Source organism: Paenibacillus sp. alder61 (assembly GCF_020179875.1).
Taxonomy (GTDB): Bacteria; Bacillota; Bacilli; order Paenibacillales; family Paenibacillaceae; genus Fontibacillus; species Fontibacillus faecis.
This window is the reverse complement of the sequence record NZ_JAIUDG010000015.1, coordinates 41,004-52,722: the sequence shown is the minus strand read 5'-3', so window position 1 is coordinate 52,722 and position 11,719 is coordinate 41,004. Positions and strand designations below refer to the sequence as shown.

Sequence of the window (11,719 nt, the reverse complement as noted above, 5' to 3'; positions counted from 1 at the left end):
ATCGGATCATAAGCCAAATTTGAGGAAATGAGGTCAGTTTTTTGAAATTGTCTTTTTTCTGGAGCCGGGCACTGCTCTCCTCACGACTGCTGCTCTGGCCGCTATTCATTTGCAACTTGCTGGGAACGGTCTACGGATACATATGGTACGATGCGCAGCTTCGGGAAACCTGGCTTACCCATCCGCATTGGCGGATTATTTTTGTGCCCGACAGCCCTACGGCCAGTCTTTTTTTCACGTTATCGCTTCTGTTTTTGTTATTCCCGAAACGATTGGGCCGATTTGGCGGAGTACGCAGGCTGCTTGAGGGACTGGCTGTCGTCACCAGCGTGAAATACGGGGTTTGGGCGGTCAGCATGATCTTTGCCGGAGCGTATCAGGGGGGCGACCTCGGGTGGCAGGATTGGATGCTGGTGGGCTCCCACTTGGCGATGGCGGTGGAGGCCTTGCTGTATGTCCGGTTATTCCGGTTCGGGACGGGTATGCTGATCGCGGCCGGTTGTTGGACATTGTTGAACGATACGGTCGATTACACTTACGAAGTATATCCTTGGCTTCCAAGGACCTTATGGGATGATGTTTCTTCCGTAATGGTATTTACGTTTTGTCTTACATTGGCCAGCGTGGCCGCCGGATGGCTGGCGCTCAAGGGGGCGGGCCGAACGAAAGCCGAGTTCTAACGATGGACAGCCCGCCATACCATGGAGGTAAGGGGGGATTGTCCGTGAAAAGGAGGAAAACCATAGGTTTCATCCTGTTGTTGATGGGGCTGGTCATACTCGTCGGTCTGCCGTCTCCATGGTCCGGAATTGCGAAAGCGGATACCGCTGTGCCGGCGGCTGGCGGATCGGAGAATGGCGGAACGGGGCCGGAAAAGCGCGAGGAGAAGCTTGCCCGGTTCGAGCAGGCGGCGGAGGCCCTGTACAGGAGCATGCAGGAAGGGCATACGCAGAAGGCTTTGGAGGATATGGAAAGGCTGACGGACACGTTGACGGGCCTCTCGTTTAAAGGCCTTACCACGGTAGAAGGAATTCATGCTCTGGCCGAAAGCGTGATGGATGTGCAGCACACCCTCGTCCGTGCGGAGATTTCGCCCGAGGATTGGACATATGTATCGGCGAAGCTCCGGCTGGCGGTCAACAGTCTCATTCATCGCGATAAAGCGCTTTGGCTTCAATATTACAAAGTTATGCGCGAGGAACTGGATAAAATCGAGAGCGGGCGAATTTCGGGCAGCCGGACGGCCGTACGCGAAGCGTTTCTGGCGCTGAAACGGCATTATGATGTGATCCGGCCGGCCGCGGTCATTCGGAGAGAAGCTTGGGAGATCAGCCGGTTCGACTCCTGGATGTCGCATCTGGAAGGACTAAGTGAAGAGGGTGCGCCGAAGGGCGACGCTTTGGGCCGGGCCCTTAAACAGGGGGATAGGTATCTTAAGGAGCTGTTCGGCAAAACGGAAGACCCCGTATTTCTTCCAGTTACCGGATACGGAAAACCGATTTACTGGAGCTTGCTGATCGGCGGATGGATCGTGTTGGCGCTTGCTTACACGGGGCTGCGAAAGTATAGGGCGGATCAAACGGTGATGGCCGCCCATGCGCCGAAAGACCGGGAGGACGGCTACAGGTTTTAAGGCTTGATGAAGCCGTGAGCAAAAAGAAAAGATGCGTGTTGTAACGGAGCCGGGCTCCTTTACAGCACGCATCTTTTTTTGATCGTCAGGGATTCGTGCTAATCCTCCCGGAAGCCTTCGCCATGGACATCGTGAACATCGCTGATAATGATAAACGCCCGAGGGTCGATGGATTTGGCGATTCCATTCAACCTGCGGATTTCCGTGCGGGAAACAACGCAGTAAGCCATATGCTTCGCCTGCTTGGAATAAGCCCCGATCGCGGGGATCAGGGTGACGCCCCGGTCCATCTCTTTTGTGATCGTATCGGCGATTTCCGGCGCTCGGTCGCTTATGATCGTGAACGCCTTGGCCGCGTAGGCCCCTTCCTGGATAAAATCGATGACCCGAGAGGCGATAAAGACCGCGACCAACGTATAAAGGATATTTTCGATCGCCACGTAAAACAGGGAAAGCCCGATGATGATCACATCGATCGTCAGAATGATCTGTCCCATGCTAAACCCGTATTTCTTGCCGAGAATCCGCGCGACAATATCGGAGCCGCCCGTGGTTCCGCCGAACCGGAAGACGATGCCGAGACCGGCCCCGAGCGTTACCCCGGCATATAAAGAGGCCAAGATATAATCGGTGGCGAACGTCTTGATCCAGCCCGATTCCATCATTTTTTCAAAAATCCAGAGAAAGAAAGAGAGCGACCCGATCCCGATGCCTGTATATATGATTTGTCTTCCCCCAAGGATTCTCCACCCGAGAAGAAACAGCGGAATGTTCAGCACCAAGTTGGAAATCGAAGGGGAGATGCCGAACGCATACTTCAGCAAAATCGTTACGCCGGTAACGCCGCCTTCCATGAGTTGATTGGGTATAATGAAATAAAGAAGTCCAAAGGCGTATATGGCGGTCCCCAACAGAATGGGGAGCACGATTTTCATATAGCCTCCCAATTTGCTCGTGCCCATGCGATAATCCCTCACCCATAAATGAAATTTTTTTACGCATTCTTTCTTAGTATACCTTTTTGTGGAGCGATTAAAAAATGATTTGTCATCAAATTGTCTTTACGATAACATAGGTATGATAACTGACCACTGACGGAGGGATGGCCCTTGAAAGAAAAGTCTCTAGCCGAACTGCAGCGGGAAGTGGACCAATACATATCCCAATTTAAAGAAGGTTATTTCAGTCCTCTGTCCATGCTGGCACGGATGAGCGAAGAGGTTGGCGAACTGGCCCGCGAAGTCAATCACCGCTTCGGCGAGAAACCCAAAAAAGCAAGCGAAGCCGATAATTCGATTGAATTGGAGCTTGGCGATATTTTATTCATTACGATCTGCTTTGCGAATTCGCTTGGCATCGACTTGACGGAAGCGCACGACAAAGTGATGCATAAATTCAATACCCGGGATGCAAACCGGTGGACCAAAAAGGACACCGAATAGGTCCTTTCTTCATATGCTGTAGTAATATCAGCCCATCAACGGGGGGAAGGCAGATGAAGGCGGAGGACTGTTTAAAAAAAGCATACCGCAGCATTTATGAGAACGATTTTGAACAAGCGATCCAGTGGTTTGAGCAGGCTCTGGTACTTGCGCCCGATAACGCGGATATTCACTACAGATGCTCGATCACCTGCGCAAGAAGCGGGCGGCTGGAAAAAGCGCTGGCCCACGCCAGGCTGGCTTCCGCTCTCGTACCGGAGCAGGAGGAATATAAGCTTCACTTTGACCGTTTGCAATCCATGGAGTTGACCCTCATGGCCAAACGGTTGTTGGAGGGGGAATCCGCAGGCAGCGCAGTGGGCGCCGGCTCAACCTCTAAGCCCGCGGCCAGTTTGCTGGAGCGGGCGGTCCGGCTGGATCCGCTGTCCGTGGACGCACAGGTTTGGCTGGCGATCGCTTATACCGAATTGGAACAGTATGACCGTGCCTTAAGCGCCGTTCAGGAGGCATCCGTTTTACCGCAGGACGTTGGAATTGCGAAACAGCTGCAAGAGTTGGAACAACGCATCAGAAAACATATGAAATAGCAACTATTCCAGGAAATGTGGGGGATCTGATATGGAGGAGCAAATAAGAGTCGCTGTAGCAGGTGCGGCCGGAAGAATGGGCAGAGAAGTAGTCAAAATGGTTTTGGAGGATCCGTCGCTTCAGTTGGTGGCGGCCATCGGTCTCAAGAATGAAGGTACCGACGCGGCTGTCCTGGTCGGTATGCCCGAGTGCGGGGTACCGATCACCTCGAATCTGGAGCGGGCGCTCACGGAGAGCCGGCCGCACGTCATGGTCGATTTTACGACGCCGGCATCGGTATACGACAACACCGAGACGGCCATCCGTCACGGCGTGGCCCCCGTCGTCGGTACGACAGGGTTTACGCCGGAGCAAATCGACCTTCTGGACAAGCAGTGCCGGGAGAAAGGCATCGGCGGGCTAATCGCCCCGAACTTCTCGATCGGCGCGATCCTGATGATGAAGTTCGCGGCGCAGGCGGCCAAATATTTCCCTCATTTGGAGATCATCGAATATCACGGCGATCAGAAGCTGGACGCCCCTTCGGGCACGGCGATCAAAACGGCCGAGCTCATCGCGATGAACCGCGAAGAAATGAGACAGGGGAACCCGCAGGAGGAAGAGACGATCGAGGGATCGAGAGGCGGTTATTATAACGGATTCCGGATTCACAGCGTCCGCCTTCCCGGCGTTTTTGCCCAGCAGGAAGTCGTGTTCGGCGGCTACGGACAAACGCTCAAGATCCGTCATGATTCCTATGAACGCGCCGGGTATATGCCGGGCGTCAATCTGGCGATCAAGAAAGTGTTGGAATATCAAGGCATGATTTACGGTTTCGATCATTTTGTGGATGCATAAGGGGTGTAAATATGTTGAACATTGCATTTATTGCGCACGACCGGAAGAAAGAAGACATCGTTAATTTTGTCATTGCGTACGAGCATGTATTCAAGGATAAGAAACTATATTCCACGGGAACGACGGGAACCCGAATCATGGAAGCGACAAGCTTGAAGATTCACCGCTTCCTCTCGGGTCCGTTGGGAGGGGATCAACAGATCGGCTCGCTGATTGCCCAAAACGAGATGGATCTCGTTCTGTTCTTCCGCGATCCGTTGATGGCTCAGCCCCATGAACCCGATATTACCGCGCTGCTACGCCTGTGCGATGTGCACGGCATCCCTGTCGCGACCAATCTGGCGACGGCGGAGATTCTGGTCCGCGCGCTGGACCGCGGCGATTTTGCCTGGAGAGAACTGGTGGAATTGAACAAGCCGGGGTTGGGCCAATGAATTTGGATATCCTGATTTTCGGCGCGCATGCCGACGATGCGGAGATCGGCATGGCCGGGACGATCGCCAAGCAGGTTGCCGCGGGGTATAAGGTAGGGCTTTGCGACTTGACCCGGGCCGAGCTGTCCTCCAATGGAAACGTCGAACTTCGATTGCAGGAAGCCGATGCGGCGTCCCGCGTGCTCGGCGTATCCCGGCGCATCAATTTGGGCCTGCCCGACCGCGGGTTAAGCGGAACCCCGGAGCAAATCGTCGCGGTGACGGAAGTGATCCGGGAATACGCGCCCCAAGTGATTTTTGCCCCTTACTGGGAAGATCGCCATCCGGATCATGTCGCTTGCAGCAAATTGGTGGAGGAGGCGGCTTTTAACGCCAAGCTTCGCCGATATATGCCCGACAAACCGGCCGTGTCCGCACCGGAATTGTATTATTATTTTATTAACGATTGGAAAACTCCGGATCTGCTCTTGGATGTTACGGATTTTTACCCCGTCAAGGAAGAGGCCCTGGGGTGCTATAAATCCCAATTCGGACAAGCTGTAGGCGACGAAGATATCGCTCCGACGCCCCTTAACCAGGGGTATGTCGAACGGGTGAAGGCCAGGGACGCGCTGCTCGGCCAGCGCAGACTCATCCCGTATGCGGAAGGATTTGCGGTAAAAACACCCTATCTGGTTCACCTATTCGGATCTGCCCGAACATAGATTAGAAACAGAACGGTTTGAAAAGGAGGCCCCCGCCAGATGGATTCATTTTTGAAAATCGGAATTACCTGCTACCCTTCGTTGGGAGGTTCGGGGGTTGTTGCAACCGAGCTGGGCAAACTGCTTGCGGAAAAGGGTCATGAAGTTCATTTCATCTCCCATAGTGTCCCTTTCCGGCTGGGCAGTTTCCATAAGAACATTAAATACCATGAGGTAGACGTCAGCGATTACTATGTGTTCCGGTACCCGCCGTACGATCTTTCGCTGGCGACAAAAATGGCCCAAGTTGCCAAAGCGCAGAACCTCGACGTGCTGCATGTTCATTATGCGGTGCCGCATGCGGTTTGCGCTTTTTTGGCCAAACAGATGGTGGGAGACAAGCTGAAGATCGTGACGACGCTGCACGGTACCGATATTACGGTGTTGGCCCAAGACGAATCGTTGAAGGATTTGATCCGTCTCGCCATCAACGAGAGCGACGCCGTAACGAGCGTGTCCCGCGATTTGATGCGCGAAACACGCGAGGTATTGGATATTACCCGCGACATCGACCTGACCTACAATTTCGTGGATGAAAGAGTATACTATCCGCGGGAATGCTGTGATTGCAAAGCGGATTTTGCCGATCCGGGGGAAAAGGTGCTGATGCACATTTCCAATTTCCGGCCGGTGAAACGGGTCAGCGACGTGGTGGACGTATTCGAGATGGTCAACCGGAAGGTCCCTTCCAAGCTGCTCTTTGTCGGCGAAGGGCCGGATCTGCCGAAGATCCAGTGGAAGATCAAGGAAATGGGGCTCGAAGACCGCGTCCATTTCCTCGGGAAACAGGATGATATCGCCCAGGTGATTTCCATGGCGGACATCCTGCTGCTGCCGTCGGAAAAAGAGAGTTTCGGCCTTGTGGCTCTGGAGGCGATGGCTTGCGGCGTTCCGACCGTCGGCTCGATCGCCGGCGGGATTCCCGAGCTCGTCGCTCATGGGGAGACCGGGTTTCTGGCGCCGATCGGCGATACCCGCCTGATGGCGGATTACTGCATCTCCCTATTGACGGATGACGAGCTTACGAGCAGGGTACGCGAAGCCTGCTTGCAGCGGGCCAAAACGGAATTCAGCAGCGACATCATTACGGCGGCCTACGAAGCGATTTATTATCGCGTGTTGAATCGCAAGCTGCCCCGCTTAAAACCCGCCTGCGGATAAGCGATTGTAAAGCGGAGACGGAACCGAAATTGCTGCCGTATGGAGGTTTGTGCAGAAATGAGTTTTTGGAGATTGGTTCCCCCCCTGATGCAACGTCAGGGGGAATACGTGCTTAAACGGCTGCAGGAACACGGGCATCAAGCCTACTTCGTCGGAGGATGCGTGCGCGACGAAATCATGGGCCGGCCGGTGCATGACATGGATATAGCTACCTCGGCAAGACCGGAGCAAGTGATCGACATGTTCGAGCACACCGTGCCGACGGGGCTTCAGCATGGCACGGTTACCGTAGTGGCCGAACGGGAAATGTTCGAAGTGACGACCTTCCGCAAGGAGGCGGACTACGAAGATCACCGTCACCCGACCCGGGTGGAATTCGTGGACGGGCTGCTGGAGGATTTGCGCCGGAGGGACTTTACGATGAACGCGATCGCCGGCGATGCGGGTGGAAATCTGATCGATCCCTTTGACGGAAAGCGAGACATCGAGGCACGAATTCTCCGCTGCGTGGGAAACGCCGACGAGAGGTTCGACGAGGACGCGCTGCGGATGATGCGGGCGATTCGATTCGCTTCCGTCTTCGGATTCCGCCCGGTCAAAAGCTTGTGGAAGGCGCTAAAGTTCAGCCGATCCAAAATTTCGTTCATCGCCATCGAACGGATTCGGGTGGAGTTCGAAAAGATGCTGCTTGGGCCCGATCCGCTGCGCGGACTGGCTCTACTGCAGCGAAGCGGTCTACTCCCTTATATCAAGGCCCCGGTGCCGTCCGCCGCGCTCCGTCCGCTTGCCGGAGAAGCGGCGTTAACGGCGATGAGGACGCTGGCCGCGGTGCCGCCGGAAGAGTTTCCCGAACTTAGGTACGCCTTGCTTTTGCAAGGGATCGGCGTCGGGGGCGATGAGGCCGCCGATCTGATGAAGCGGTGGACGTTTCCGAACGCCATCGCCCAGCGGACCGCCGATCTGATCCGGTTTGACGAGCTATGGAAGAACCGGAGAGCCGAAGCGGGCGGAAGCGGCCCGCTTAGGAAACAGTGGGTTGAGCTCCAGCTCCGCTTTGGCAAACAAATGGCGGCGCTATGGCTGAAGCGGGAGCGAACCAGGCTGGCCGTGGAGTTTACGGAAGACCCGGACAAGCTGCAGGCGGAGCTGGAGCTTATGAAGCAATCCGAAGCCCGCTGGCATGAGGAGGTCCCGGTTCACACGCTCAAGGAGCTGGCCATCCGCGGCGAGGACGTCATTCGAAGCATGGGCAGGAAAGGCGGACCGTGGCTCGGAATGCTGATGGGCCGGCTTCTGTTCCTGGTCGCCTCGGGGGAGTTAGCCAATGAGCGGGAAATCTTGCTGGAGCAAGCGAAAGTAGTGGTGAATGAAGATGGAACATCCTAAGTTGTTGGAGATATTCCGGCAAAACGAAGGGAAATACCTGTCGGGGGAAGAGATCAGCAAGCGGCTGTCGATCAGCCGTACGGCGGTGTGGAAACAGATTAACAAGCTGCGCGAGGAAGGCTTTGAGTTCGAAGCCGTCTCCCGCAAGGGTTACCGTTTAATCCACTCGCCGGATAAGCTCGAACCGCAAGCGGTACTGCAGGGCTTGCGCACCCGGTCTTTCGGCCGCAGCCTAAAGATCGTGGAGGTTACAACCTCCACCCAGGAGGAGGTGCGGCTGCTTGCGGAACAGGGGACGCCCTCGGGTGCGCTCGTCCTCGCCGAGGAACAGACGGGAGGCAGGGGCCGACAGGGCCGCAAATGGTTCTCGCCGCCGCGTAAAGGCGTGTGGATGAGCTTGCTTCTGCGGCCGGAACGGCCGCTTTCTTTCGCCCCTCAGCTGACGCTGCTTATCGCGGTGGCGGTCTGCCGGGCGATCCGGAAAACAAGCGGCGTGGATGCGGGCATTAAATGGCCTAACGACCTGCTCGTGCAGGGCAAAAAAGTATGCGGCATTCTTGTGGAATCCGTCAGCGAAGATGAGCGGATTCGTTATTGCATCGCAGGGATCGGCATCGATGTGAATGTCGAGGCCCATGAGCTGCCCGCCGATTTGCAGGCGGTAGCGACCTCGTTGAAGATCGAAAGCGGCAGGAACCAGGATCGGGTTGCCTTGATCACGGCCGTCATGAATGAGCTGGAGGATTTGTACACCCTTTATGAGCAGGAAGGCTTTACGCCGATCAAACATCTCTGGGAGGCGCTGTCGGTTACGCTCGGAAAACGGGTGGCGGTAAAGACGCCCCAAGGGGAGATTTCGGGCGTGGCCGATGCTTTGGACGAGTCCGGTGCGCTGATTCTTTTGGATGACAAAGGGATGCCTTTTCCGCTTTTTTCCGGGGAAGTCCATCTTGCCTGATGAAAAATGTAACGCAATTTGTTATACTGTCCTCATGAGGCGATATCGAGGTTTCGAATTGCACTCATGAGGGCACAATACAGCTGCATGAACATTTAGGGTTCCACAAATGACGTTGGATTCTGCTCTGAGCCGAAGAGGACCGAGACAGAAAGAACGAGCGCTAGTGACTCTTCTTTGGATTTCGGACCTTTTTAGTGCGTAAACTAAAAGGTTTTTTTGTCGTGCCATCCTGCGCGATGTGACGAACGGGAAACCGGAGGAGATGGGGAAAACCATGGCAGTGAAGCAAGCTTTAAACATTGTGAAGTTGAAAAAAATGAAGCAGGAAGGCCAGCCGATCACCATGATCACCGCTTATGATTATCCATCGGCCAAACTGGCCGAGGAGGCGGGGATCGATGTGCTGCTGATCGGGGATTCGCTCGGCAATGTCGTACTCGGTTACGACTCGACGATTCCCGTGACGACGGAGGATATCGTCTACCATACCAGGGCCGTAGCCCGCGGTGCGCAGCACACGTTTATCGTGGCCGACCTGCCTTTTATGACATATCACGGCGGTATTGACGAGACGCTGCGAACGGTGCGGCGGATTATGCAGGAGGGCCATGCCCACGCCGTAAAGATGGAAGGTGGCGCCGAGATCGCGGATACGGTCCGTGCGATCGTCCAAGCCGGCGTGCCGGTGCTGGGGCATATCGGTCTGACGCCGCAGTCCGTTAATCAGATCGGCGGGTACCGCGTCCAGGGGAAGGACGAACGGGATGCCAGACGGTTGCTGGCCGATGCCAAAGCGCTGGAGCAAGCCGGCGTGTTCGGGATCGTCCTGGAACTTGTGACGGAAGAGGTGGCCGGAGCGATCACGTCCGAAATCGGCGTGCCTACCATCGGAATCGGCGCCGGACGGAAGGTGGACGGCCAGGTGCTGGTCTTTCACGATGTGCTGAAATATGACCCCGATTACCGCGAGAAGCGCTTCGTCAAAACGTACGCGGATATCGGATCGGAGATTCGAAAAGGGATCGCCGCTTACGTAAATGAAGTGAAGGATCGCGCTTTTCCGGCGGAGCGGCATGTGTTCGCCGCCGAGGAAGGCGTACTCGAAAGTCTATACGGTCCGGGAAAGGCGGGTTCGCGGTCATGAAAGTGTTTCGAAACATCGGCGAGTTGACCCGCTTTCTGGGCGAAGAGCGTTTTGAAGCGGCGGTAAGGGAAGGCAAAAAGATCAAAACCGGCTTCGTGCCCACGATGGGGTACCTGCATGAAGGCCACGCCAGCCTGCTACGGAGGGCACGCGGAGAGAATGACCTGGTCGTGCTGAGCATCTTCGTCAACCCGATCCAGTTTGGGCCGAACGAGGATTTCGAACGTTATCCCCGTAACGAGAAACAGGATTTAGCCTTGGCTGAACGCGAGGGCGTGGACGCGGTGTTTCTGCCTTCGGTGGAAGAGATGTATCCTAAGCCTACCCGTACGAAAATCAAGGTGGAAGGGTTGACCGACACGCTGTGCGGCGCCTCCCGGCCGGGCCATTTCGACGGAGTCACCACGGTAGTGGGGAAATTGCTGCATATCGTCCAGCCGGACCGGGCCTATTTCGGACAGAAAGACGCCCAGCAGGCCGCCGTTGTAGCGCAGATGGTGGAGGATTTGAATTTTCCCGTCCGCATCGTGCCGTGCCCGATTATCCGGGAAAACGACGGTTTGGCGCTGAGCTCCCGGAATGTTTATTTGAGCCCGGAGGAGCGCCGGGCGGCGTTGGTTCTTTCCAAAAGCCTGCTCAAGCTTCAGGCTGAAGTGGAAGCCGGAGAGCGAAAGACCGCCGCGGAAGCCCAAAGGGCTATCGTCCTGGCGATCGAGGCCGAGCCGCTTGCCTCCATCGATTATGTGGAGATTGTCCGTTTTCCGTCATTGGAACCGCTGGAAGGCGGGGCCGACCTTGGAGAAACCGCGGAGCGGGAAGGCGTACTTGTTGCGCTGGCGGTGAAATTCGGCAAAACGCGCTTGATCGACAACGTGATTTTTATGAATAAGGGGGAGCAGAATGTTTAGAACGATGATGAAGTCGAAGATCCACCGGGCCACCGTAACGGAGGCCAATCTGAATTATGTGGGCAGCATCACGATCGATGAGGATCTTATGGAATCGGCCGATCTCCTTGAGAACGAAAAGGTGCAGATCGTTAATAACAATAACGGCGCTCGTTTGGAAACCTATGTTATCCCGGGGCCGCGCGGCAGCGGGGTCATTTGCCTGAACGGCGCGGCGGCCCGTCTGGTCCAGCCGGGAGACCAGGTGATCATCATTTCCTATGCGATGCTGTCGGCCGAAGAAGTACGGAGCCATAAGCCTACCGTCGTGTTTGTCGACCAGAACAACCGGCCCGTCGAGAAAGCGAACCAGGAACTGCACGCCACGGTACGATAAACGTTTGTAGTCCGCAAGCAATTAATCCCTTCGGGAATGAAATGTCCGCCTTCAACAAAAAATGAACGTAAGGCTCGCACTGACTTCATTTCGTTAGGGGTGGATG

At 55.6% G+C, this 11,719-nt stretch carries 14 protein-coding genes; 13 read left to right on the top strand and 1 reads right to left on the bottom strand.

Annotated features, from left to right (window positions below):
* The first annotated feature begins 41 nt into the window (after positions 1–41).
* A complete protein-coding gene (locus LBW89_RS16770; protein ID WP_148451928.1) occupies positions 42–680 on the top strand; it encodes a DUF1405 domain-containing protein in 639 nt (212 codons plus the stop codon).
* A gap of 44 nt (positions 681–724) precedes the next feature.
* Positions 725–1,633: a sporulation protein YpjB gene (locus LBW89_RS16765; protein ID WP_225039589.1), complete on the top strand. Its 909-nt coding sequence runs from the start codon at positions 725–727 to the stop codon at positions 1,631–1,633.
* A 98-nt stretch (positions 1,634–1,731) separates the two neighbouring features.
* On the opposite strand, the gene LBW89_RS16760 is transcribed toward LBW89_RS16765, so the two are convergent.
* Complete coding sequence (locus tag LBW89_RS16760) at positions 1,732–2,595, bottom strand: YitT family protein (RefSeq protein ID WP_148451929.1); 864 nt, start codon at positions 2,593–2,595, stop codon at positions 1,732–1,734.
* Positions 2,596–2,742: 147 nt separating this feature from the next.
* Here LBW89_RS16760 and LBW89_RS16755 point away from each other — a divergent pair, with 147 nt between their 5' ends.
* From LBW89_RS16755 to panD, 11 genes are all read left to right on the top strand, one after another.
* Entirely contained in the window at positions 2,743–3,075 is a 333-nt protein-coding gene (locus tag LBW89_RS16755; protein WP_148451930.1) for a nucleotide pyrophosphohydrolase, read from the top strand.
* Between the two features lie 53 nt (positions 3,076–3,128).
* Positions 3,129–3,662 (top strand): tetratricopeptide repeat protein, encoded by a 534-nt coding sequence (locus tag LBW89_RS16750; protein WP_148451931.1) that lies wholly within the window; start codon positions 3,129–3,131, stop codon positions 3,660–3,662.
* Positions 3,663–3,693: 31 nt separating this feature from the next.
* Positions 3,694–4,500: a 4-hydroxy-tetrahydrodipicolinate reductase gene (gene dapB / locus LBW89_RS16745; protein WP_148451932.1), complete on the top strand. Its 807-nt coding sequence runs from the start codon at positions 3,694–3,696 to the stop codon at positions 4,498–4,500.
* 11 nt (positions 4,501–4,511) lie between these two features.
* A complete protein-coding gene (mgsA, locus tag LBW89_RS16740) occupies positions 4,512–4,934 on the top strand; it encodes a methylglyoxal synthase (RefSeq protein WP_148451933.1) in 423 nt (140 codons plus the stop codon).
* Entirely contained in the window at positions 4,931–5,638 is a 708-nt protein-coding gene (gene bshB1, locus LBW89_RS16735; protein WP_148451934.1) for a bacillithiol biosynthesis deacetylase BshB1, read from the top strand. Before mgsA ends, bshB1 begins: the two co-directional genes overlap by 4 nt.
* A 39-nt stretch (positions 5,639–5,677) precedes the next feature.
* Positions 5,678–6,838: an N-acetyl-alpha-D-glucosaminyl L-malate synthase BshA gene (gene bshA / locus LBW89_RS16730; protein WP_148451935.1), complete on the top strand. Its 1,161-nt coding sequence runs from the start codon at positions 5,678–5,680 to the stop codon at positions 6,836–6,838.
* Positions 6,839–6,895: 57 nt separating this feature from the next.
* Positions 6,896–8,224 carry a CCA tRNA nucleotidyltransferase gene (locus LBW89_RS16725; protein ID WP_148451936.1) on the top strand — a complete coding sequence of 443 codons (1,329 nt, stop codon included), beginning with the start codon at positions 6,896–6,898 and terminating at the stop codon, positions 8,222–8,224.
* The gene (locus LBW89_RS16720) at positions 8,211–9,182 is read left to right on the top strand and encodes a biotin--[acetyl-CoA-carboxylase] ligase (protein ID WP_148451937.1); all 972 of its coding nucleotides are present in this window, start codon (positions 8,211–8,213) and stop codon (positions 9,180–9,182) included. Before LBW89_RS16725 ends, LBW89_RS16720 begins: the two co-directional genes overlap by 14 nt.
* A 277-nt stretch (positions 9,183–9,459) precedes the next feature.
* Entirely contained in the window at positions 9,460–10,329 is an 870-nt protein-coding gene (panB, locus tag LBW89_RS16715; protein ID WP_148451938.1) for a 3-methyl-2-oxobutanoate hydroxymethyltransferase, read from the top strand.
* Positions 10,326–11,237 (top strand): pantoate--beta-alanine ligase, encoded by a 912-nt coding sequence (gene panC, locus LBW89_RS16710; protein ID WP_148451939.1) that lies wholly within the window; start codon positions 10,326–10,328, stop codon positions 11,235–11,237. Before panB ends, panC begins: the two co-directional genes overlap by 4 nt.
* Positions 11,230–11,613, top strand: a complete 384-nt coding sequence (gene panD / locus LBW89_RS16705; RefSeq protein WP_148451940.1) for an aspartate 1-decarboxylase — start codon at positions 11,230–11,232, stop codon at positions 11,611–11,613. The genes panC and panD overlap by 8 nt, the downstream gene beginning before the upstream one ends.
* The last annotated feature ends 106 nt before the right edge of the window (positions 11,614–11,719 follow it).

Bases quoted from the DNA above. Each gene is read 5' to 3' on its own strand.
- LBW89_RS16760 (WP_148451929.1), bottom strand. From the start codon at position 2,595: ATGGGCACGAGCAAATTGGGAGGCTATATGAAAATCGTGCTCCCCATT.
- LBW89_RS16750 (WP_148451931.1), top strand. From the start codon at position 3,129: ATGAAGGCGGAGGACTGTTTAAAAAAAGCATACCGCAGCATTTATGAG.
- dapB (WP_148451932.1), top strand. From the start codon at position 3,694: ATGGAGGAGCAAATAAGAGTCGCTGTAGCAGGTGCGGCCGGAAGAATG.
- mgsA (WP_148451933.1), top strand. From the start codon at position 4,512: ATGTTGAACATTGCATTTATTGCGCACGACCGGAAGAAAGAAGACATC.
- bshB1 (WP_148451934.1), top strand. From the start codon at position 4,931: ATGAATTTGGATATCCTGATTTTCGGCGCGCATGCCGACGATGCGGAG.
- bshA (WP_148451935.1), top strand. From the start codon at position 5,678: ATGGATTCATTTTTGAAAATCGGAATTACCTGCTACCCTTCGTTGGGA.
- LBW89_RS16725 (WP_148451936.1), top strand. From the start codon at position 6,896: ATGAGTTTTTGGAGATTGGTTCCCCCCCTGATGCAACGTCAGGGGGAA.
- LBW89_RS16720 (WP_148451937.1), top strand. From the start codon at position 8,211: ATGGAACATCCTAAGTTGTTGGAGATATTCCGGCAAAACGAAGGGAAA.
- panB (WP_148451938.1), top strand. From the start codon at position 9,460: ATGGCAGTGAAGCAAGCTTTAAACATTGTGAAGTTGAAAAAAATGAAG.
- panC (WP_148451939.1), top strand. From the start codon at position 10,326: ATGAAAGTGTTTCGAAACATCGGCGAGTTGACCCGCTTTCTGGGCGAA.
- panD (WP_148451940.1), top strand. From the start codon at position 11,230: ATGTTTAGAACGATGATGAAGTCGAAGATCCACCGGGCCACCGTAACG.